We start from the raw sequence: 20394 nt of genomic DNA on the forward strand, positions 1-20394 counted from the left end.
GGCGTGCGTTAGGGGTGAGGCGCGCTCAGGCGGGGGCTGCGGTGCGGAACACCTCGCCGATGCGGGCGCCGGCGGCCTCGGCGATGCGGGCGAAGTAGGCGTCGCGCGCGGCGGGCGAGATGCGGGTGGAGGCGACGGGTTCTGCGGTGCCCTCCGCGAAGTAGCGGTCGAGTGCGTCGCGCAGCAGGCGCACGGCTTCCGATCGCTGCTGCGACACGGCGGAGTGGGTGACGCCGAGTTCTTCGGCGATCTCCTTCACGGGGCGCTCGTCGATGTACACGGCCTGCACGATGCGGCGCATGCGCTCGGGCAGGGCGGCGACCGCGTGCTCCAGCACCTCGCGGCGCTCTCCGACGAGCGCGGATTCCTCGGGCAGGGGCACGTCGGCGACGAGGTCGCGGGCGGCCGGGTCGTCGATGGTCGACACGGTGCGGGCGGCGTCGGCGAGCGCTTCGGCCACGGCTTCCCGTGACGAGCCCATGGCGGTGGCGATCTCGGTCACGGTGGCGGTGCGGCCCAGGGCGGCGGTGAGGGTGTCGCGCACGGCGACCGTCTCCTTGATGCGCTTGCGGATCCCGCGCGACGCCCAGTCCATGGCGCGCATCTCGTCGGCGAACGCGCCGAGGATGCGGCGCCGGGCGTAGGCGCCGAAGGGCACGCCGAGGGCGGGGTCGTACGCGTCGGCGGCGGTCACGAGGGCGAGCGCGCCGACGGCGGCGAGTTCTTCGCGGGGGATGTGGGTTGCCCGAGCATGGGTGTCCGCAGCGAGATAGCCGACCAGGGGGAGGTTGGCCTCGACGAGGCGGTTGCGCTCAGCGCGCGACGACATGGGGGATGATCCACCTCTCTGGATGCACTCCGAAAGCTCCGTGGCGAGGGGTAGATGCACATATCACATAATTCGCGATATGTACATGGGGAGAACTAACCACCGCCGTTCCACATAGTAACCTTATGGGCGCGGCGGCCGATAGGGATTAATGAACCGTTAACAGGCGGGTCGATCGCACCGGCGTTGGGGCGGGGGATCGCTGGGGGAACAAGGGGATCATGGGAGCCAACGAACTATCGATGCAGCTATGGCGTGAACGCGAGCTGCTCGAGATGCTGCTTTTCAAGCTCGACGAGCAGCAATTGCTGCTCGCGGCAGGACGCTCGCACTGGATACAGTTTGCGGCACGCGAGATCGATCAGGTCCTCGATCGGCTCCGCAGCGCCGGGCTGGCCAGGGCGGTCGAGGTCGCCGGAGTGGCGGAGGAGTGGGGGGTCTCCGAGGAGGCCACCATCAAAGAGCTGATCGAGCACGCGCCCGAGGGGGCGTGGGCCGACGTGCTCACCGACCACATGCGCGCGCTCGTGCGGCTCACGGCGGAGGTCGAGCAGATGCGCGACTCCACCGCCGAGCAGCTCAGCGGCGTGCTGCGGGCGACGCAGGAGACCATCGCCGCCCTCGGCCTGGAGAGCGGCGAGTACACCACCCGTGGAGACCGCGCTCGCGAGGACTCCGCCCGCATCATCGACACAGAGATGTGACCGAGAGGGGACCATGTCGACCTTCAGTGGACTGACCACCGCCGCGAGCGGCCTCGCCGCGGCACGCCGCGGCATGGACGTCGTCGGACAGAACATCGCCAACCAGAAGACGGAGGGGTACACCCGCCAGCGCGTCGAGACCTCGTCGATCGCCGCGGTCGCCCAGACCGGGCGCTTCAGCATGGGCGCGCTGCCCGGCCACGGCGTGTCGATCGACGGCGTCGCCCGCCTCGGCGACGCCCTGCTCGACGCCAGGGTGCGCGACACCCTCGGCACGTCGGGCTACTGGTCGGCGCGCGCACTCGCGGCCACCACGGCCGAAGCCGCTCTCGGCGAGCCGACCGACAAGGGCCTCGCCAACCGTCTCACCTCGTTCTGGGCGGGCTGGCAAGAGCTGGCGAACACGCCGGACTCCGGTGCGGCGGCCGCGAGCATCCTGGAGTCGGCGAAGGAGCTGGCCTCGCACATCGCCGGCGGCTACCGCACGGTGGCCGCGCAGTGGACCGACGCGCGTGAGTCCGCCGGTCGCGCGGTCGACCAGGTCAACGCCGCGGCCGAGCAGATCGCCGTGCTCAACCGAGAGATCCGCGATGCGCTGGCGTCCGGGCGCTCGGCGAACGAGCTGACGGATCGCCGCAACGCTCTCGCGGAGGATGTCGCCCGGCTCGCGGGCGGCACCGGCACCCTGGAGAGCGACGGCACGCTCACGCTGCGGATCGGTGGCAACGCGCTCGTGTCCGGGGGCGACGCCCGGCGTCTCGCTCTCACCGGCCCCACCGCGATCGATGCGGGGCAGCGCGTCGGGGTCATCTGGGAGTCCGCGCCCGACCTTCCGGTCTCGGTCGACGGTGGCGAGCTGGGCGGCACGCTGTCGGTGCTGGCGCCGGCCGCCGACGGGGGCACGCTCGCGCAGCTCGCGGCCACCTACGACCGCGTGGCCACCGCGCTGGCCGAGTCGCTCAACGCGCAGCACCGGGCCGGGGTCACGGCGTCCGGGCAGCCCGGTGGCGACTTCTTCACTCTCCCGGCCACGGGTTCCGCGGCCCTCGGGCTCCGCGTGGCCGTGACGAGCGCCGACCAGCTGGCGCTGGCCGCTCCGGGTGCCGGCGCGAAGGACGCGAGCAATGCCGATCTCATCTCGCAGATCGGGCGGCGCGCCACCTCGCCCGATGCGCTGTGGACCGATCAGGTCACCCGGTTCGGGGTGGCGACGGCCGCCGACGTGCAGCGCGCGAAGGTGTCCGAGTCCGCCGCGAGCGGGGCCATCGGCGCGCAGCAGTCGGTCGCCGCGGTCGACGGCGACGAGGAGACCATCAGCCTCCTCACCTACCAGACCGCGTATCAGGCGGCCGCCCGCGTGCTGACAGCCGTGGACGAGGCCCTCGACGTCCTGATCAACCGCACGGGCGTCGTCGGACGCTGACCGGAGGAGCATCGTGATCTCTCGCGTGACGCAGTCCACCATGACGCAGACGGCCATGCGCCAGCTGCAGTCCAATCTCTCCGAGCTCGCCCGGCTGCAGGATCAGGCGACGTCGCAGAAGGCGTTCGCCGCGCCCTCCGACGACCCGACGGCGGCGGCCGCGGCGCTGGCGCTGCACGCCGAGCAGCGCCGCACGGAGCAGTACGCCCGCAACATCGACGACGGACTGGCGTGGGTCACCGCGGCCGACAGTGCCATCACCGCCAGTACCGCGCTGCTGTCGCGTGTGCGCGACCTCACGGCGCAGGGGGCCAACGACGGGGCGCTCGACGCGGCAGCCAAGGAGGCCCTGGCCGTCGAGCTCGAGGGCATCAGGGGCGAGCTGCTCGCGCAGGCGAACACCCGGCTGCTCGGTCGCTCGGTGTTCGCGGGCACGTCCGACACGGCTGCCTTCGCGGCCGACTACTCGTACAGCGGCGCGGCGGGCTCCGAGGTCACGCGACGGGTGTCGGACGCCGCCTCGGTGCGCGTCGACACCGACGGCGCCGCGGTGTTCGGCACGGGTGAAGACTCGGTGTTCGCCCTGGTCGACCGCATCGTCGCGGATCTCCGCTCCGGCACCAACGTCGGGCCGCGGCTCGCCGAGATCGACGACCGCCGCACGGCGATGCTCGGGGTGCAGGGCTCGGTCGGCACCCGTCAGTCCCAGATCGAACGCGCCAAGGAGGCGGCAGTGCAGAATTCCGTGTCCCTCGAGTCCCGCCGCGCGGCGGTCGAGGACGTCGACTCGGTGGAGGTCCTGATCCGCCTCCAGGCCCAGGAGCTGGTCTACCGGTCGGCGCTCGCGGTCAACGCCCGCGTGCTGCAGCCCTCGCTGATGGACTTCCTGCGATGACCGCGGCGCTCACCTTCACGGCTCCGCCTCCCGGGCTCGCCCCGCACGTCGACTTCTCGCTCGCGCCGATCGACGGCGCCGACGGGCTGTTCGCGCTGCGGGCCGTGGCCGACGAGGCGCTGCGGCTGTATCTGGTCGACCCGAGCACGGTGCTGTCCGAGTACGCGCCGACGCTGAGCGATGCCCAGGTCGACGACCTGGCGCTGGGCTCGCCCGACGATGCGCTGGTGCTCGTGGTGGCGCACCCCTCGGCCGAGGGCGTGAGCGTGAACCTGCTGGCCCCCGTGGTCGTGAACCGGACGACGGGTGCCGCGGCGCAGGTCATCCTGGAGGATCAGGACTATCCGGTCAGGGCGCCCCTGGGCTGACGCGCACGGCCGTCGGCCGGGGCTTTCCGGCGCGGTCGACGACTACCCTGGAGGGGTGATCCTCGCCGTCGACACGTCCCTTGGCACCGCCGTCGCTCTCATCGACCCCGACGGGACGCCGCGCGCCGAGGCCGGTACCGCCGATCCGCTCGGTCATGCGGAGGTGATCGGCGATCTGCTGGCCGAGGTGCTCCGCGACGGAGGATCGGACGGCATCACGCACGTCGTGTCCGGAATGGGTCCAGGCCCCTTCACCGGGCTGCGCATCGGGATCGCGGCCGCCCGCGCCTTCGCTCTCGGCCGCGGACTCCCGGTCGTGCCCGTCCCGAGCCACACGGCCGCGGCGCTCACGGCGATGCCCGCGCAGTCGGGACCGTTCGCGATCGTCACGGATGCCCGGCGCCGCGAGGTCGCGATCACGGTGTTCGACGGGCTCGACGACGCCGGTCTGCCCGTAGTGGTGACCGACACGGTGCTGGTGCGCGCCGCCGACGCGGACGCCCACCTCGACGGGATCCCGCGCGTCGACACGACCGTGCTCTCCGCGGTCGATCTGGCCAGGGCGGGCGCACGGGCGGTGGCCGCCGGCCGCACGCTCGCGGATGCGGAGCCGCTGTACCTCCGTCACCCCGACGTGACGCTGCCCGGGGCCCCGAAGAAGGTGGGATCGTGACGCTGCGGGACGCGGTGCCGGGCGACCTCGACGCGATCATGGCGATCGAGGAGCGCTCGTTCCCCACCGACGCGTGGAGCCGCGAGACCATGGCGAGCGAGCTGTCCAGTCCGCACGGCCGCTACCTGGTCGACGAGCACGAGGGCGAGATCGTGGGCTACGGCGGGGTGAGGGCCCTGCAGGGCGGCGCCGACGCCGACATCCAGACCATCGCGTTGCTCGCGGAGCACCGTGGCCGCGGACGGGGTCGTGCGCTGTTGCACGCGCTGCTCCGCGCGGCGGCCGCCCGCGGGGCCAGAGAGATGTTCCTCGAGGTGCGGGCCGACAACCCGCCCGCCGAGGGGCTGTACCGGGCGGAGGGCTTCGAGGAGATCGGCAGACGGCCCCGCTACTATCAGCCCGACGACGTCGACGCGATCGTGATGCGTCTGGACCTGCGCCGCCACCCCGCGGTCGCCGATACGCCGGAGGAGGCGAACGCATGAGCGAGCCCCTGGTGCTCGGCATCGAGACGAGCTGCGACGAGACCGGGATCGGCATCGTGCGCGGCCGCACGCTGCTGTCCAACACGATCGCGTCGAGCATGGACGAGCACGCCCGCTACGGCGGCGTGGTGCCCGAGGTCGCTGCGCGCGCTCACCTGGAGGCGCTGCAGCCGGCGATCGATGCCGCGCTCGCCGAGGCGGGGGTGCGCCTGGATCAGCTCGACGCGGTCGCGGTCACGAGCGGTCCCGGACTCGCCGGCGCCCTCATGGTGGGGGTCGGTGCGGCGAAGGGGCTCGCGGTGTCGCTGGACAAGCCGCTGTACGCCGTGAACCACCTGGTCGGGCACATCGCGGCCGACATCCTCACGCCGGAGTCGGAGCCGCTGGAGTACCCCACCATCGCGCTGCTCGTGTCGGGCGGGCACACGTCGCTGCTGCACGTGCGCGACCTCACGACCGACGTCGAACTGCTCGGCGAGACCGTCGACGATGCGGCGGGTGAGGCGTTCGACAAGGTCGCCCGGCTGCTGTCGCTGCCGTACCCCGGCGGCCCGGAGATCGACAGGGCCGCGGTGGGCGGAGACCCCGACGCGATCCGGTTCCCGCGCGGCCTGTCCCGGGCGTCCGACCTCGCGAAGCACCGCTACGACTTCTCGTTCTCGGGGCTCAAGACCGCGGTGGCCCGGTGGGTGGAGCGGTTCGAGGCCGAGGCCGCGGCGGCGGGCACGGAGGCGCCGTCGCTGCCGATCGCGGACGTCGCCGCGAGCTTCCGCGAGGCGGTGGTCGACGTGCTCGTCACGAAGGCGCTCGCGGCCTGCGCCGACCTGGGCGTGCCGCGGCTGCTGCTGGGCGGCGGGGTGATCGCGAACCGCCGCCTGCGGGAGGTGGCGCTGGCTCGCGCGGCCGAGGCGGGCGTGACGGTCCGCATCCCCCCGCTGTCGCTGTGCACCGACAACGGCGCGATGATCGCGGCGCTCGCGGCGGAGCTGATCTCGTCGGGCCGCCCGCCGTCGACGCTGGCGTTCGGCGCGGACTCGACTCTGCCGGTGACCGAGATCCAGGTCGCGGAGGCGGTGGCGGTATGAGCGACGTGCCGCGACCGGCGGGCGATGCCACCCCCGCACCGCCCGCACGACTGGAACGGGCGAGCGAGCAGGTGGAGCGCTCGGCGGCCACGGCACGCATCCCGGGCGCGCGTCGGGACGGGTACACCAAGCTGCCCACCGGTCCGGTCGGCATCGAGCCCGTCGTGGTGAGCGGTCCCGACCTCGATCGTCATGACCGGACGGACTGGGAGCCGACCGCCGCGGAGCCCGCGGCCGTCGACGACACCCGGCTCGCGCCGTGGGCGCTGCTGGCGGCGATCGTGGCGCTGGTGGCGTCGTTCTTCGTCGGGTGGGGGATTCCGGTCGCGGTGGTCGCGGTGATCGCGGCGATCATGTCGCTTCGCCGCCCGCAGGAGAGCCGCGCGATCGCGCGGTGGGCTCTCGCGCTCGGCCTGTGCGCGACGGTGTACAGCCTGGCCTGGCTCGTGTGGGCCGGCATGCAGTTCGAGAGGCTCGGGTAGCGATGGTCACGGCGGGCGGGGACGACGAGCTGCGGGTGCTGCAGCGCAAGGCCTACGCCCGCGACGGCGCGCTCACGCCGGCCGAGGCCGACCGTCTGCGCGAGCTCGAGGAGCAGCGGCGGTTCGCCACCGCGGCAGCGTCTCCGGTCTCCCACGCCGCCGCCCCGGCCGACGCGCGCGCAGGGTCCGCCCCGGCCTCGGCCCGGTCCTCCGACGTCCGCCCTGGCGCCGACGCGTCGACCGATGCCGGTGACGCCCCCGAAGCGTCGATCGATCCCGATGGAGACACGCAGAACGCGCCCGATGCCGCCGGGGATTCCCGCGAGACCGCCACGACGCGGCACCGGCTCGTCGGCCCGCTGCGGAGCCGTCGAGGAGCGGTGGCTGTCGTCGCCGCGCTGGCCCTGATAGCCGTGGGGGTCGGTATCGGCTGGTCCGTGTTCGGTCGCCCCCCGGGCCCCGCGGTCGCGCTGACGGCCGAGCAGCGGGCATGGCAGGAGGACGTGGTCGCGTCCGACGCGTACGACCCCGGATCGGTGCGGGCGCTGGCCGTGGAGGAGGGCGTCGTGCTGTGGACGGCCACGCAGCAGCAGGGCGAGCGCACGTGCCTCATCCTCGGGGCCGGCGCCTCGACCATGCCGAGCTGCGACCGTACGGAGATCGTCCAGCGGTCCGGGCTCTACGGGTCCTTCACGCTCAGTTCCGACGACGACGGTCAGCGGCAGGTGTCGGCGCAACTGCTCCTCGGCCCGAACGGGGAGGCCGTGGTCGCCGCGAGCACGGGCGAGTACTCGACGGCCATTCAGTACGCGAACGACGAGGAGTCCGCGACCGCGCGACGCCTGGCGGAGGCGGGTTTCGACCCCGGTTCCATCTGGGTGACCGGCTACGACGGCGACGTTCCGCTGTGGTCGGCCACGCAGGTCGAGACCGGTCGGCAGTGCCTGATCTACGACGGGTCGACGGCCGATGCGCCGGTCGCGTGCGAGACACCGGAGACCCTCGCCGAGTACGGACCGGGGCTGTTCCTGCAGGTGACCGACGCCGAGACGGGCGCGGTGACGAACTACGAGCTGCCCGGGAACGTCGCCGGCCCCTCGGTGCTCGTCATCACCCGGGAGGGGAGTGTGGCGGGTGCCGGCGGGGACTGACGCATCGCCGTCCGATGCGGAGACCTGGTCGCGCGAGCTGCGCGATCTGGAACGGCGTGCGTACGGCAGGTGCGGCGGCCTGACGAGCGCCGAGGCGCAGCGGCTGCGCGAGCTGCAGGACGCGCGTCGGTCCGCGGCCGCCGAACCAGGCTCGCCCACCTCCGCTTCGCGTCACGACAACAGTGTCGACGCGGACCCGGACTCCGCCGCGGATTCGGACTCCACCGCACGACCTACGGACGCCACCGCCTCGGAACCGCGCGGTGGCGACGGTCACCGCTCCCCGGACCCGCATCCCGCGTCAGCGTCCGACGCCGCGACCGTACGGTCGGTGCTGCGGCGGCACCTCGTCGGGTCGATCGCGGCCGTGGTCGCCCTGGTCGCGATCGGCGTGACGGCGGGCTGGGCGCTGTTCGCCCCGCGGGATGCCACGCTGCCCCTCACGGCCGCGCAGGAGGAGCGTCGGGCGGAGCTCATCGCCGGGGACTACGACCCGGGCTCCGTGCGCGCGGTGGCTCAGAGTGACGACGCGCTCGCCTGGTACGCGACGCAGGACGAGGGGGAGCGACGGTGCCTGGTGCTCGACGTCGGCGAGAGTTCGCAGTCCGCGTGCCGCCCCGCGGGGGAGATCGCCGAGGGGCTCAACGTCATGGTCCCGCTCTCGTTCGATGCTCCCGACGAGGACGGACGGGGCATCGAGCAGGTCGTGGCGACCCTGCTGCTGTCCACCGAGGGCGAGCCGATGGTGAGCATCGATCGCTGGAACATGAGCACGTCGATGCTGTCGCAGTTCGACGAGCCGCAGCGCGACAGGGCGAAGGAACTGCTGGCGGACGGGTACGACCTCGGCCTGACGATCGTCGGCCTGTTCCGCGAGCAGCCGGTGTGGATCGGCGAGCGCCAGTCCGCCACGGACGTCCTGCTCACCTGCCTGATCGTGGACGCCGACGACTCGCGGCAGTGTCTGCCGAGGACGGAGGCGCTGGAGTCGGGGCTCGGCATGCAGGTCGTCGACGTGGATCAGCAGTCGGGGGACGTGGTGGCGGTCTCGGCCGTCGACGTCCGGTTCACGTCCTGGCAGATCCCCTACCTCTCCGTCACGACGGGGGCGGTGCTGACCGAGCCACCGGCCGGCGACTCGTACCTGGTCACGACGGGCCCGCCCGGCGACCCGATCCGCGTGGAGATCCCCGACCGCGATCCGGACGGCTGAGGCCGGTCAGTCGGCCGCGGACACGCGATCGGCGAGGATCGCGTGACGCTTGTCGCCGATCCGCACCAGCAGCAGCGTCGCCTCGGCGTCGCCGCGAAGCGTGAGCGTGCGGCGGAATGCGGCCGGGTCGACGTCGACCCCGCGCTTCTTGATCTCGAGCCGCCCGATGCCGCTCGCGCGGAGGGCCGCGTTGATGCGCTTGGCGTTCAGCGGCAGGGTCTCGCGCACCCGGAACGACTGCACGAACGGGCTGGTCACCGCCGCGTCCGAGGTGAGGTACGCGATGCGGGGGTCGAGCATGCCCGCGTCGAGGCTGCGTGCCACGTCGCCGATCAGGCGCGCTCGGATCACGGCGCCGTCCGGTTCGTGGAGGTACTCGCCGAGGTCGCGCACGGGGGCGTCGTCCGCGTCGGCCGCCGCGGTGAGCTCGTGGGAGCGGTCGCCGCGGATCACCAGGGCCGAGCGTCGCACGCCGTCGCGGGCGAGTTCCCGCGTCCACACCACGAGCTCGACCACGCTGCCGTCGGCGCTGACCCACTGCGTCTCCGCGTCGTCGGGCAGCGCGTCGCGGTCGTGCGCCGGGCCAAGCTTGATCCCGGTGGGCTGCTGGGCGGCGACCGCGAACGCCCAGTCGAGCGAGGGGGAGTAGTCGTCGGCCGACACGCGGCGGGTCTCGCTGTGACCCGAGGTGCGGCGCGCGGGGTCCATCCACACGGCGCGTCCCGGCGCGGGCTCGCCCAGCGCCTCCTCCGCGGTGCTGTGCCGCACGGTGATGCTCTCCCCGAACGGCGCGAGGTTGTAGGCCGCGATGGCCGCTGTGACCTCGTCGGCGTCGACCGCCAGGACCTCCAGGCCTGCGCCCGCGAAGGCGAGGGCGTCGCCGCCGATGCCGCAGCCGAGGTCGGCGACACTCGTCATGCCTGCGCTGCGCAGTCGCTGCGCGTGCCGTGCCGCGACCGCCAGCCGGGTCGCCTGCTCGAGTCCGGCTCGGGTGAAGAGCATGCGGGTGGCGAACGGTCCGAACTTCGCGGTGGCCCTGGCCCGCAGATGCGCCTGGCCGACCACGGCCGAGACGAGGTCGGGGGAGTGGCCGGCCGCCCGCAGCCGCGACACGGCGGCGGCGGCCTCCGCGGTGCTCGTCACCTCCCCGGTGCCGTCGAGCAGCTCGAGGCCGGCGGGGGTGAGCAGGGCGCGCAGCTCGGACATCTCCACCACCTCAGCCTAGGCGCGTCGGGGCGCACGTCCCCGGGCTGGCACTCGCATTGCATGAGTGCCAGCCGACCGCCTACACTGGCATTAGCACTCTCGGGTTGAGAGTGCGAACGAGTCTTTCGTGTCAGCGTCAAGAAAGAAGAGGTAGACCGTGTCGGTTTCCATCAAGCCGCTCGAGGACCGCATCGTCATCAAGCAGGTCGAGGCCGAGCAGACCACCGCGAGTGGCCTGGTCATCCCCGACACCGCCAAGGAGAAGCCCCAGGAGGGCGAGGTCGTGGCGGTCGGCCCCGGCCGCATCGATGACAACGGCAACCGCGTTCCGCTCGACGTCGCCGTCGGCGACCGCGTGCTCTACAGCAAGTACGGCGGCACCGAGGTGAAGTTCGGCGCCGACGAGTTCCTCGTCCTGTCGGCTCGCGACGTCCTCGCGGTCGTCGTCCGCTGATCAGCTGAATCCCGCTCCGCGCGAGGCGCGGAGCACGGATCCCGAGGGGGTCCGGATGCTCAGGCATCCGGGCCCCCTCCTGCTTTCCGCCAATCCTCGATCACATCCCGCCGTTGTCGCCCGGCAGCCCCGCGACCGGCGGAGTGCGCCGCACCGCGGGCATAGGGTTGTGCGGTGACTCCCGAGACCGCCCGCGCCACGCAGACCGCGGGTGTCGCCTACGCCACGTCCGCCTACGTCCTGTGGGGCGTCCTCCCGCTCTACTTCCTCCTGCTGGCGCCGACCGGCCCGTGGGAGGTGGTCGCGTGGCGGGTGGTGCTGTCCTTCGTGTTCTGCCTGCTGCTGCTCACGGTCACGCGAGGGTGGGCGGCGATCGGCGGCGTCCTCCGCACCCCGCGACTACTGGGCTGGACCGCGCTCGCCGGACTGCTCATCTACATCAACTGGCAGGTGTTCCTGCTGGGCACCCTCAGCGGCAACGTGGTCGAGACGGCACTGGGCTATTTCATCAACCCGATCACGACCGTGCTGCTCGGCGTCTTCGTGCTCAAGGAGCGCATCCGACGCTTGCAGTGGGCGGCCGTGGGGATCGCGGCGGTCGCGGTCGCGGTGATCATCGTGGCCTACGGTTCGTTCCCGTGGATCGCGCTGTCGCTGACGGCGTCGTTCGGTGTGTACGGGCTCATCAAGAAGAAGATCGGCCCCGCGGTGGACGCCGTGAGCGGGCTCACGCTGGAGTCGTTCTGGCTCCTGCCGATCGCGGTGGTGCAGCTCGTGGTGGTGGCGCAGACCACGGGTCTCACGATGGGTGCCAACGGAGTGGTGCACGCACTGCTGCTCGGGTTCGCCGGCGTGGCCACGGCGGTCCCGCTGCTGCTGTTCGCGGCGGGCACGCGCCGGGTGGACCTCACGGTGATCGGCATGATCCAGTTCCTCACCCCGATCATGCAGTTCCTGATCGGGGTCGTGGTGCTGCACGAGCCGATGCCGCCCGAGCGGTGGGTCGGCTTCGTGCTGGTGTGGATCGCGATCGCGGTGTTCCTCGTCGACCTGGTGCTGGCCGCGCGACGCGGACGCCGGATCGCGCGCGCCGAACTGCTCTGATCCCCGGGCTCGCCGCCCGCGGAACCGGGTGCCGGATCGTTAACGCACCGAGATACTTGCGCCCCCTGCGCGCTGACCTCACGCCCTAGTGTTAGAGCACCCGCCTGTGGTCACAATCCACGTTCAGTCACGCAAGGGAGCATCCATGAACGCACTGAAGGGCTCGCGCACCGCGAAGGTCTTCGCCGGGATCGCGCTGGTCAGCGCATCCGCCATCGTCATCGCCGGCTGCAGCAGCACGCCGAACGCCGAGCCGTCGGAGGGCGGCGGCGACAAGCCGGCCGCCGACCTGACGCTCAAGCTCGGTTCGCTGCTGCCCGCCACCGGATCGCTCGCGTTCCTCGGCGCTCCCATGGAGGCCGGCGTGCAGCTCGCCGTGCAGCAGATCAACGAGGCCGACGCCGGTGTCACGATCGACCTGACCACGGCCGACGAGGGTGACCTCGACAACAAGGCCTACGAGACGTCGATCACCAACCTGCAGAACGCGGGCATCACCGCGATGGTCGGTGCCGCGTCGTCGAGCGTCACCAAGCTGATCCTCGACAGCAACGCCGGTGCGGGCATCCTCACCGTCTCGCCGTCGAACACGTCGCCGGACTTCACGGGCATCAACCCGCTGTACTTCCGCACGGCGCCGAGCGACAACCTGCAGGGCGAGGTGCTCGGCAACCAGATCGCCGAGGACGGTCACAAGACGCTCGGCATCATCTACCAGAACGACCCCTACGGCACGGGCCTGTTCGAGGCCATCAAGGCGACGTTCGAGGGCACCGGCGGCGAGGTCGTCGCCGACGCGTCCTATAACCAGGGCGATGGCCAGTTCAACGCGCAGGTCTCGGAGATCGCCGCGGCCAAGCCGGACGCCGTCGCGGTCGTCTCGTACGACCAGTTCGCGACCATCGCGCCGCTGCTGGCCAACGCGGGCATCGACACCGGTTCGCTGTACCTGGTCGACGGAAACCTGAAGGACTGGGGCACGGACATCCCGGTGAGCCTCGAGGGCTCGAAGGGCACGCGCGCCGGAGCCGAGCTGCCGCAGGACTTCCTCGACCAGCTCAACGAGGTCTGGACCGCCGAGGGCAACGACCCGATCGACGCCGTGACCTACTCGGCTGAGGCCTACGACGCCGTCATCCTGATCGCCCTGTCGGCCCTGAAGGCCGGCTCGGTCGAGGGTGCCGACATCGCCGAGCAGATGATCGCCGTCTCCGGTGGCGAGGGCGACGGTGAGAAGTGCAAGGACTTCGCCGAGTGCGCCGCGATCATCAACGACGGAGGCACGCCGGACTACGACGGCCTCTCCGGTGAGATCACGTTCGACGAGAACAACGACCCGAAGGGCGCCGCGATCGGCGTCTACGAGTTCGGCGCGGACAACACCACCACGCGGATCAAGTAATCCCGCCAAACGAAGGCCCCGGGCTCCGGCTCGGGGCCTTCGTCGTGCCCGGACGGAGGCGCCTCCCGCGCACGCGGAAGGGCCCGGCACCACGGCTGCCGGGCCCTTCTCGGTGCGTGGCTCAGGCGGCGTCGGTGCCGAGCGTGCCCAGGTACAGGCCGATGACCTTCGGGTCGTTCAGCAGCTCGCGCCCGGTGCCCTCGTAGGCGTCGCGGCCCTGATCGAGCACGTAGCCGCGGTCGCAGATCTGCAGGCACCGGCGGGCGTTCTGCTCGACCATGATCGTGGTCACCCCCGCCTTGTTGATGTCGGAGACGCGGATGAACGCGTCGTCCTGGCGCACGGGGGAGAGGCCGGCCGACGGCTCGTCGAGCAGCAGCACGGACGGGTCCATCATGAGCGCCCGTGACATCGCGACCATCTGCCGCTCACCGCCCGACAGGGAGCCGGCGCGCTGCTTGAGGCGCTTGCCGAGTTCACCGAAGATGCTGCTGACGAACTCCAGCCGCTCCGCGAAGATCTTCGGGTTCTGGTAGAGCCCCATCTCGAGGTTCTCTTGGATCGTGAGCGACGGGAACACGTTGTTCGTCTGGGGGACGAACGCGACGCCGCGCGCCACGAGCTTGTCCGCCTTGAGGCCGACGATGCTCTCGCCCTTGACCGTGATGTCGCCGTCGCGCACGTTCACCATGCCGAAGATCGCCTTCAGCAGCGTGGACTTGCCGGCGCCATTGGGGCCGATGATGCCGATCAGCTCCCCCTTATGCGCCACGAGGTTCGCGCCGTTGAGGATGTTCACCCCGGGGAGGTAGCCGGCGTGCACGTTCGTGAGCTCGACGACCACGTCGTCGTTCTTGATCTCGTTCCGCTCGACGGGTGCGTCGGTCATGGCTTCTCCTCCTCGGCGTCCTCGGCCTCGACCTCGGCTTCGACCTCGGTCTCGATCTGTTCCCTGATGCGCTCGGCGTCGGCCTCGGAGATCACGGGCAGTCGCCCGGTCACGGCGCCGAGGTCCACGTCCTGGTGCGCACCCAGGTACGCGTCCACGACCGCGGGATCCTCCATCACGGTGTCCGGCGGGCCCTCCGCCACCACCCGGCCTTCGGCCATCACGACCACCCAGTCGGCGATGTGACGCACCATGTGCATGTCGTGCTCCACGAACAGCACCGTCATCCCCAGGTCCTTCAGATCGAGGATGTGGTCGAGCAGCGACTGCGTGAGCGCCGGGTTCACTCCGGCCATCGGCTCGTCGAGCATCACCAGGGTCGGGTTGCTCATGAGCGCCCGCGCCATCTCCAGGAGCTTGCGCTGACCGCCCGAGAGCGATGCTGCGAAGTCCTGCTCCTTGGCGTCGAGCTTGAACCGCACCAGCAGCTCGTGCGCGCGCTGCTCGATCTCCTGGTCCTGCTTGCGCCACAGGAACGGGAACAGGCCGGCCCAGAAGCCCTCACCGCGCTGGTCCTTCGCGCCGAGCTTCATGTTCTCCAGCACGGTCAGCAGCGACAGCGACTTGGTGAGCTGGAACGTGCGCACCTGTCCCATGCGGGCGACCTTGAAGGAGGGGATGCCGGACAGGTTGGTGCCGTCGAACGACCAGGTGCCGCTGTTGGGCTTGTCGAAGCCGCACAGCAGGTTGAACAGCGTGGTCTTGCCCGCGCCGTTGGGGCCGATCAGCGCCGTGATGGCGCCGCGCGGGATCTCCAGGTGGTCGACGTCGACGGCCGTGAGACCGCCGAAGCGGCGCTCGACGGCATCCACGACCAGGATCGGGTCGACCTTCTTGACCCCGGGCGCCGCCGGGCCGGCGGCGAGGCCGGTGGTCTTGGCGCGCGGGGCGTTCTTCGCGGGCGTGACGGCCGCGTCGTTCTCACTTGACAAAGGTCATCTCCCTCTTGTTTCCGAGGATGCCCTGCGGGCGGAAGATCACGATCAGCATCAGCACGATGCCGATCAGGATGTAGCGCACGACGTCGGCCTGTGCGCCCGACATCGGCAGGTACCCGGCGTTCGCCAGGGCGGGGAGGAGCGCGCCGAGGAACGCGAATACGATCCAGAACAGCACGGCGCCGAGCGTGGGGCCGAGCACCGTCGCGGCACCGCCGAGCAGCAGGATCGTCCACAGGAAGAACGTCAGCGACGTGGAGTAGCTGCCGGGGATCACGGCCGACGGCAGGATGAACACGATGCCGCCGAGCGCGCCGATGATGCCACCGACCACGAGCGCCTGCATCTTGTACGCGAAGACGTTCTTGCCGAGCGAGCGCACCGCGTCCTCGTCCTCACGGATGCCCTTCAGGACACGGCCCCAGGGGCTGCGCATGAGGGCCCACACCACGAGCACCGCGAGGGCCAGCGTGATCAGGCCGACCACGCGCACCCACAGGTCGGTCGCGTTGTACGTCCACGGGCCGAAGCCGTAGGTGCCGGTGGGGAAGGGGTTCGCGTCGCGGAAGCTCTGGTGGTAGCCGGAGAGTCCGCCCGCGGAGTTCGTCCAGTCCTTGAACAGTTCCGTCACGAACATCAGGCGCACCACCTCGGCGGCCGCGATGGTCGCGATGGCGAGGTAGTCGGCGCGCAGCCGCAGCGTCGGGATGCCGAGCAGCAGGGCGAACAGGGCCCCGCCGAGGACGCCCACCAGGACGCCCGCCCACCACGGGAACCCGAACGTGAGGATCGAGATGGCGTAGCCGTAGCCGCCGATCGCCATGAACGCGGCCATGCCGAAGTTGAGCAGCCCGGTGTAGCCGAAGTGCACGGCGAGGCCGGTGGCGGCGAGCGCGTAGGCGATCGTCGTCGGGCTGAACAGATAGGAGGCGGTGTTGCCGAAGATGCTTCCGAAGTCCATGTGTCAGCCCAACCTTTCCTTGCGTCCGAGGATCCCCTGCGGTCGAACGAGCAGGATGATGATCAGCGCGACCAGGGCGCTGGCGTACTTGAGGTCGGACGGCACTCCCAGCAGCGTTGAGACCTCGACCGCGAGCCCGACGATGATCGAGCCGATCAGGGCGCCGATCGCGGAGCCCAGGCCGCCGAGGGTGATGGCGCAGAACATCAGCAGCAGCATCTGCATGCCCATGTCCCACTTCACGCCCGGGCGGAAGTACGCCCACAGGATGCCGGAGATCGCCGCCAGCGTTCCGGCGAGGATCCACACGATGCGGATCACCTTGTCGACATCGATGCCGGAGGCCGCCGCGAGCTGCGGGTTGTCCGAGATGGCCCTGGTGGCCTTGCCCGTGCGGGTGCGGGTGAGGAAGAACGCGACGCCGAGGATCACGATGATGCTCGTGGCCATGCCGATCATGTCGATGTACGACAGCGAGATGGGGCCGAGCCGGATGGGCTCGGGGCTCGCGCCGGGCAGCTGGTAGGTGTTGCCGCCGATGATGTACTGCAGCGTGTAGCGCAGCGCGAGCGAGAGGCCGATGCTCACGATCATGAGCTGCACGACGCCGAGGCCCTTGCGCCGCAGCGGCTTCCAGATGCCGGCGTCGAGCGCCCAGCCGAGTGCCGCACCGCCGATCACCGCGGCGATGATGCCCGCCCACAGCGGCAGCTGCCAGAACGTGGTGAACACCAGGGTGATCACGGCGCCCCAGGTGACCATCTCACCGTGCGCGAAGTTCGACAGCCGCGTGGTGCCGTAGATGAGCGCGGCGCCCATCGACGCGAGCCCGAGCAGCAGTCCGAAGTTGAGGCCGCCCACGACGCGCGACAGCAGCTGGTCGAGGAACGACACCGTGACCCGCTCGCCCGCCCCGAGGAAGAGGTTGACGATCTTGGTGCCGGTGAGCCCGAACTCGAGCTCGAACGAGGCGGTCGTTCCCGACACCGGCTGGATGCCCTCCGGCAGCTGGGTCGCGTCGACGATCACGCCGTCGGGGAGCGTGGACTCGTCCACCGTCAGGGTGTACGTCTCCTTCTCCGGCACGTACAGGCGCCACTTGCCCTCGGCGTCGGTCTCGGTCTCGGCCTCGAAGCCGTTGCCCTCGATGGTCATCACGACGCCCTCGACGGGCTCGTCGGCGTTGGTCACCACGCCGGCGAAGTAGAAGTCGGTGACCTCCTGGCCGTCGTCGGTGGTGTCGGCGGAGGCCGCTGAGGGAGGGAGCAGCAGTGAGGCCGCGAGCGCCATGAGGATTCCCAAGAAGACGAAAGCCCAGGGGCGCTTTCGCGGTCCGGCGAGTGCTGTGGGTCCCACGCAACCTCCACTGTGAGTGCTGTCTCCGCGGACTCGGGTTGAACCGCGGGGATGGACGACGCACTTGAGCGTAATGGGCGATCCGCGATTCACCTACCTCCCGGGCCAACGGTCCGGTAACGACGAGGCGCTGGGAATGTTCTCGGGCGTGTCTCGCTTAGAATCTGCATACGGGCACAGCCCCGCCCCGGCCGATGTCGACCACCCACTCGCACCCGGACCCGCGCCACGCGCGCAGGAGGAGATTCCATGGACCAGCACGATCCCTTCGGCTTCGTCGGACTGACCTACGATGACGTTCTGCTCCTGCCGGGGCATACCGACGTGATCCCCAGTGAAGCCGACACGTCGTCGCGGATCACGCGTCGCATCTCCGTCGCGACGCCCCTGCTGTCCAGCGCCATGGACACCGTGACCGAGTCGCGGATGGCGATCGCGATGGCGCGCGAGGGCGGCATCGGCATCCTGCACCGCAACCTCTCGATCGCGGACCAGGCGGCGCACGTCGACCGCGTCAAGCGCAGCGAGTCCGGCATGATCACCGACCCGATCACCACGACCGCCGACGCGACGGTCGAGGAGGTCGACGCGCTGTGCGCCAAGTACCGCATCTCCGGTCTGCCCGTGGTCGACGCGGACGGGCGCCTGGTGGGCATCATCACCAACCGCGACATGCGGTTCGTCTCCGGCTTCGAGCGTCAGACCACGTTCGTGAAGGACGTTATGACGAGCGAGAATCTCGTCACCGCCCCGGTGGGGGTCGCGGCGGGCGAGGTCATCGCCCTGTTCGCGAAGCACCGCGTCGAGAAGCTGCCGCTGATCGACGAGGACGGCAAGCTCGCCGGTCTCATCACCATCAAGGACTTCGACAAGAGCGAGAAGTACCCGCTGGCCACCAAGGACGACCAGGGCCGACTGCGCGTGGGTGCGGCGATCGGCTTCTTCGGCGACGCGTGGGAGCGGGCCGAGGCGCTGCGCGACGCCGGGGTGGACGTGCTCGTGGTCGACACCGCCAACGGGCAGTCGCAGGGCGTGATCGACCTGGTCAAGCGCCTCAAGGCCGACGAGTCGTTCGCCCACATCGACGTGATCGGCGGCAACGTCGCCACGCGCGAGGGCGCACAGGCCCTGGTCGACGCGGGCGTCGACGCGGTCAAGGTCGGGGTCGGTCCCGGCTCGATCTGCACCACGCGCGTGGTCGCGGGTGTGGGCGTGCCGCAGGTGACCGCGGTGTACGAGGCCTCGCTCGCCGCCCGTCCGGCGGGCATCCCCGTGATCGCCGACGGCGGCCTGCAGTACTCGGGCGACATCGCGAAGGCCCTCGTCGCGGGTGCCGACGCGGTCATGCTCGGCTCGCTGCTCGCCGGCACCGACGAGTCGCCGGGCGAGATCGTGTTCCAGTCGGGCAAGCAGTTCAAGCAGTACCGCGGCATGGGCTCGCTCGGCGCGATGCAGACCCGCGGCAAGCAGACCTCCTACTCCAAGGACCGCTACTTCCAGGCCGACGTGCCCAGCGACGACAAGCTCATCCCGGAGGGCATCGAGGGACAGGTGCCGTACCGCGGCCCGCTCTCCGCCGTGGCGTATCAGCTGGTCGGCGGTCTGCGGCAGTCCATGTTCTACGTCGGTGCTCGCACGATCGAGGAGCTCAAGCAGCGCGGCAAGTTCGTGCGCATCACCTCGGCCGGGCTCAAGGAGTCGCACCCGCACGACGTGCAGATCGTGGTCGAGGCGCCCAACTACAAGAAGTGAGTCCCGCCCGTCGAGGGTGAGACGACGAGGGGCCGGATGCGTGCAGCATCCGGCCCCTCCTGCGTGTGATGCGGGATCAGCCGCAGCGGTAGGTGACGCCGCCGACCTCCCACACGCCGGGTCCGAGCTCGGCGCACATCCCGAAGATGCCCGCGAACACCGTCACCAGCAGGATGATGCCGATGATCTCGAGGATGGTCAGCACGGCGCCGACGATGATGCCGGCGATCGCGAGCCCCTTCGGCGCACGGGCCTTGCCGAGCTGCACCGCGGCGATGATGCTGAGGATCAGGCCGATCGGGGGCAGCAGGAACGCCAGCACCAGGCCGACGATCGACAGTACCCGTCCGGGCGGGGAGGTCTGCGGCGCGGGTGCGCCGTAGGCGCCGGGGGCCGCGGGACCGGGCGGCGGCGGGTACGCGGCGGCGGGATCGTTGGCGGGGGTGCCGTTCCAGGCGGGGGGAGGGGTGCCGGGCTGCGACGGCTCGGGGGGCGGGGGGTTCGTCATCATTCCTCCTGGGTCGTGGGGGCGAACGGCTCTCCGTTCCGCGGCCGCTCCGGTCACCAGAGCGTAGCGACGCCCCCGTTCCCGCACCACCCCGATCCGCGGCCTTTCCTCCGTCGGACGGGCGGCGTACCGTGCGGGTATGTGCCGGAACATCGTGCCCCTGAACAACCTCGAACCCGCGGCCACCGATGAGGAGTGCCACGACGCGGCGCTCCAGTTCGTCCGCAAGATCTCCGGCGCGACGGCTCCCTCCCGCGCCAACCGCGACGTGTTCGATCGCGCGGTCGAGGAGATCGCGGCGGCCACGCGGCGGCTGCTGGACGAGCTCGTGACGACCGCACCGCCCAAGAACAGGGAGGCCGAAGCCGCGAAACGGCAGGCGAGGTCGGCCGAGCGCTATGAGGCGATCCGGGTGTATCAGCAGGAGAAGCGGGCGGCGCGCGCCGCCTCCTGACG

Annotated in this window: 22 protein-coding genes; 15 read left to right on the plus strand and 7 right to left on the minus strand. The window is 71.1% G+C overall.

Annotation, left to right across the window (positions count from 1 at the left end):
* Nucleotides 1-25: 25 nt before the first annotated feature.
* Entirely contained in the window at nt 26-829 is an 804-nt protein-coding gene (locus tag KE274_RS04260; protein ID WP_211541400.1) for a sigma-70 family RNA polymerase sigma factor, read from the minus strand.
* A 221-nt stretch (nt 830-1050) separates the two neighbouring features.
* On the opposite strand from KE274_RS04260, the gene flgN reads away from it, so the two are divergent.
* Genes flgN through KE274_RS04310 form a run of 10 tightly spaced genes read left to right on the plus strand, consistent with a single transcriptional unit; the run spans nt 1051 to nt 9308 of the window.
* Entirely contained in the window at nt 1051-1533 is a 483-nt protein-coding gene (gene flgN / locus KE274_RS04265; protein WP_211541401.1) for a flagellar export chaperone FlgN, read from the plus strand.
* A 13-nt stretch (nt 1534-1546) separates the two neighbouring features.
* Entirely contained in the window at nt 1547-2956 is a 1410-nt protein-coding gene (gene flgK, locus KE274_RS04270; RefSeq protein WP_211541402.1) for a flagellar hook-associated protein FlgK, read from the plus strand.
* A 13-nt stretch (nt 2957-2969) separates the two neighbouring features.
* Nucleotides 2970-3851, plus strand: a complete 882-nt coding sequence (gene flgL, locus KE274_RS04275; RefSeq protein ID WP_211541403.1) for a flagellar hook-associated protein FlgL — start codon at nt 2970-2972, stop codon at nt 3849-3851.
* A complete protein-coding gene (locus KE274_RS04280; RefSeq protein WP_211541404.1) occupies nt 3848-4219 on the plus strand; it encodes a flagellar assembly protein FliW in 372 nt (123 codons plus the stop codon). The genes flgL and KE274_RS04280 overlap by 4 nt, the downstream gene beginning before the upstream one ends.
* Before the next feature lie 55 nt (nt 4220-4274).
* A complete protein-coding gene (gene tsaB, locus KE274_RS04285; RefSeq protein ID WP_211541405.1) occupies nt 4275-4892 on the plus strand; it encodes a tRNA (adenosine(37)-N6)-threonylcarbamoyltransferase complex dimerization subunit type 1 TsaB in 618 nt (205 codons plus the stop codon).
* Nucleotides 4889-5377 carry a ribosomal protein S18-alanine N-acetyltransferase gene (rimI, locus tag KE274_RS04290; protein WP_211541406.1) on the plus strand — a complete coding sequence of 163 codons (489 nt, stop codon included), beginning with the start codon at nt 4889-4891 and terminating at the stop codon, nt 5375-5377. Before tsaB ends, rimI begins: the two co-directional genes overlap by 4 nt.
* Nucleotides 5374-6462, plus strand: a complete 1089-nt coding sequence (gene tsaD / locus KE274_RS04295; RefSeq protein ID WP_211541407.1) for a tRNA (adenosine(37)-N6)-threonylcarbamoyltransferase complex transferase subunit TsaD — start codon at nt 5374-5376, stop codon at nt 6460-6462. The genes rimI and tsaD overlap by 4 nt, the downstream gene beginning before the upstream one ends.
* Entirely contained in the window at nt 6459-6944 is a 486-nt protein-coding gene (locus KE274_RS04300; RefSeq protein WP_211541408.1) for a hypothetical protein, read from the plus strand. Before tsaD ends, KE274_RS04300 begins: the two co-directional genes overlap by 4 nt.
* A gap of 2 nt (nt 6945-6946) precedes the next feature.
* Nucleotides 6947-8095 (plus strand): hypothetical protein, encoded by a 1149-nt coding sequence (locus tag KE274_RS04305; RefSeq protein WP_211541409.1) that lies wholly within the window; start codon nt 6947-6949, stop codon nt 8093-8095.
* Entirely contained in the window at nt 8079-9308 is a 1230-nt protein-coding gene (locus KE274_RS04310) for a hypothetical protein (protein ID WP_211541410.1), read from the plus strand. The genes KE274_RS04305 and KE274_RS04310 overlap by 17 nt, the downstream gene beginning before the upstream one ends.
* A gap of 6 nt (nt 9309-9314) precedes the next feature.
* Here KE274_RS04310 and KE274_RS04315 read toward each other — a convergent pair whose 3' ends face one another.
* Nucleotides 9315-10520, minus strand: a complete 1206-nt coding sequence (locus tag KE274_RS04315) for a class I SAM-dependent methyltransferase (RefSeq protein ID WP_211541411.1) — start codon at nt 10518-10520, stop codon at nt 9315-9317.
* 151 nt (nt 10521-10671) lie between these two features.
* On the opposite strand from KE274_RS04315, the gene groES reads away from it, so the two are divergent.
* The 3 genes from groES to KE274_RS04330 all read left to right on the plus strand — a co-directional run bounded on the left by groES (nt 10672) and on the right by KE274_RS04330 (nt 13474).
* Nucleotides 10672-10968: a co-chaperone GroES gene (gene groES / locus KE274_RS04320; RefSeq protein ID WP_017203655.1), complete on the plus strand. Its 297-nt coding sequence runs from the start codon at nt 10672-10674 to the stop codon at nt 10966-10968.
* A gap of 174 nt (nt 10969-11142) precedes the next feature.
* Complete coding sequence (gene rarD, locus KE274_RS04325) at nt 11143-12072, plus strand: EamA family transporter RarD (RefSeq protein ID WP_211541412.1); 930 nt, start codon at nt 11143-11145, stop codon at nt 12070-12072.
* A gap of 145 nt (nt 12073-12217) precedes the next feature.
* Nucleotides 12218-13474, plus strand: a complete 1257-nt coding sequence (locus tag KE274_RS04330) for an ABC transporter substrate-binding protein (RefSeq protein WP_211541413.1) — start codon at nt 12218-12220, stop codon at nt 13472-13474.
* 121 nt (nt 13475-13595) lie between these two features.
* Here KE274_RS04330 and KE274_RS04335 read toward each other — a convergent pair whose 3' ends face one another.
* Genes KE274_RS04335 through KE274_RS04350 form a run of 4 tightly spaced genes read right to left on the minus strand, consistent with a single transcriptional unit; the run spans nt 13596 to nt 17612 of the window.
* Nucleotides 13596-14363: an ABC transporter ATP-binding protein gene (locus KE274_RS04335; RefSeq protein ID WP_136035190.1), complete on the minus strand. Its 768-nt coding sequence runs from the start codon at nt 14361-14363 to the stop codon at nt 13596-13598.
* Nucleotides 14360-15355, minus strand: a complete 996-nt coding sequence (locus KE274_RS04340; RefSeq protein ID WP_211541414.1) for an ABC transporter ATP-binding protein — start codon at nt 15353-15355, stop codon at nt 14360-14362. Before KE274_RS04340 ends, KE274_RS04335 begins: the two co-directional genes overlap by 4 nt.
* A complete protein-coding gene (locus KE274_RS04345) occupies nt 15345-16322 on the minus strand; it encodes a branched-chain amino acid ABC transporter permease (RefSeq protein ID WP_211541415.1) in 978 nt (325 codons plus the stop codon). The genes KE274_RS04340 and KE274_RS04345 overlap by 11 nt, the downstream gene beginning before the upstream one ends.
* Before the next feature lie 3 nt (nt 16323-16325).
* A complete protein-coding gene (locus tag KE274_RS04350) occupies nt 16326-17612 on the minus strand; it encodes a branched-chain amino acid ABC transporter permease (protein WP_211541416.1) in 1287 nt (428 codons plus the stop codon).
* 315 nt (nt 17613-17927) lie between these two features.
* Here KE274_RS04350 and guaB point away from each other — a divergent pair, with 315 nt between their 5' ends.
* Nucleotides 17928-19430 (plus strand): IMP dehydrogenase, encoded by a 1503-nt coding sequence (guaB, locus tag KE274_RS04355; RefSeq protein WP_211541417.1) that lies wholly within the window; start codon nt 17928-17930, stop codon nt 19428-19430.
* A 76-nt stretch (nt 19431-19506) separates the two neighbouring features.
* Here the strand turns inward: guaB and KE274_RS04360 are convergent, their stop codons facing one another.
* The gene (locus KE274_RS04360; protein WP_211541418.1) at nt 19507-19938 is read right to left on the minus strand and encodes a DUF4190 domain-containing protein; all 432 of its coding nucleotides are present in this window, start codon (nt 19936-19938) and stop codon (nt 19507-19509) included.
* A 139-nt stretch (nt 19939-20077) separates the two neighbouring features.
* Here KE274_RS04360 and KE274_RS04365 point away from each other — a divergent pair, with 139 nt between their 5' ends.
* Complete coding sequence (locus KE274_RS04365) at nt 20078-20392, plus strand: DUF2277 domain-containing protein (protein WP_211541419.1); 315 nt, start codon at nt 20078-20080, stop codon at nt 20390-20392.
* Nucleotides 20393-20394: the final 2 nt, after the last annotated feature.

It is taken from the genome of Microbacterium paraoxydans (genome assembly GCF_018224615.1).
In the GTDB taxonomy this organism is placed as follows: domain Bacteria; phylum Actinomycetota; class Actinomycetes; order Actinomycetales; family Microbacteriaceae; genus Microbacterium; species Microbacterium paraoxydans_B.

Coding starts and splice junctions, on each gene's coding strand:
- KE274_RS04360 (WP_211541418.1), bottom strand. CDS start 19,938: ATGACGAACCCCCCGCCCCCCGAGCCGTCGCAGCCCGGCACCCCTCCC.
- flgK (WP_211541402.1), top strand. CDS start 1,547: ATGTCGACCTTCAGTGGACTGACCACCGCCGCGAGCGGCCTCGCCGCG.
- KE274_RS04260 (WP_211541400.1), bottom strand. CDS start 829: ATGTCGTCGCGCGCTGAGCGCAACCGCCTCGTCGAGGCCAACCTCCCC.
- KE274_RS04280 (WP_211541404.1), top strand. CDS start 3,848: ATGACCGCGGCGCTCACCTTCACGGCTCCGCCTCCCGGGCTCGCCCCG.
- tsaD (WP_211541407.1), top strand. CDS start 5,374: ATGAGCGAGCCCCTGGTGCTCGGCATCGAGACGAGCTGCGACGAGACC.
- KE274_RS04335 (WP_136035190.1), bottom strand. CDS start 14,363: ATGACCGACGCACCCGTCGAGCGGAACGAGATCAAGAACGACGACGTG.
- KE274_RS04345 (WP_211541415.1), bottom strand. CDS start 16,322: ATGGACTTCGGAAGCATCTTCGGCAACACCGCCTCCTATCTGTTCAGC.
- KE274_RS04305 (WP_211541409.1), top strand. CDS start 6,947: ATGGTCACGGCGGGCGGGGACGACGAGCTGCGGGTGCTGCAGCGCAAG.
- KE274_RS04350 (WP_211541416.1), bottom strand. CDS start 17,612: ATGGCGCTCGCGGCCTCACTGCTGCTCCCTCCCTCAGCGGCCTCCGCC.
- KE274_RS04300 (WP_211541408.1), top strand. CDS start 6,459: ATGAGCGACGTGCCGCGACCGGCGGGCGATGCCACCCCCGCACCGCCC.
- guaB (WP_211541417.1), top strand. CDS start 17,928: ATGGACCAGCACGATCCCTTCGGCTTCGTCGGACTGACCTACGATGAC.
- KE274_RS04330 (WP_211541413.1), top strand. CDS start 12,218: ATGAACGCACTGAAGGGCTCGCGCACCGCGAAGGTCTTCGCCGGGATC.
- flgN (WP_211541401.1), top strand. CDS start 1,051: ATGGGAGCCAACGAACTATCGATGCAGCTATGGCGTGAACGCGAGCTG.
- KE274_RS04365 (WP_211541419.1), top strand. CDS start 20,078: ATGTGCCGGAACATCGTGCCCCTGAACAACCTCGAACCCGCGGCCACC.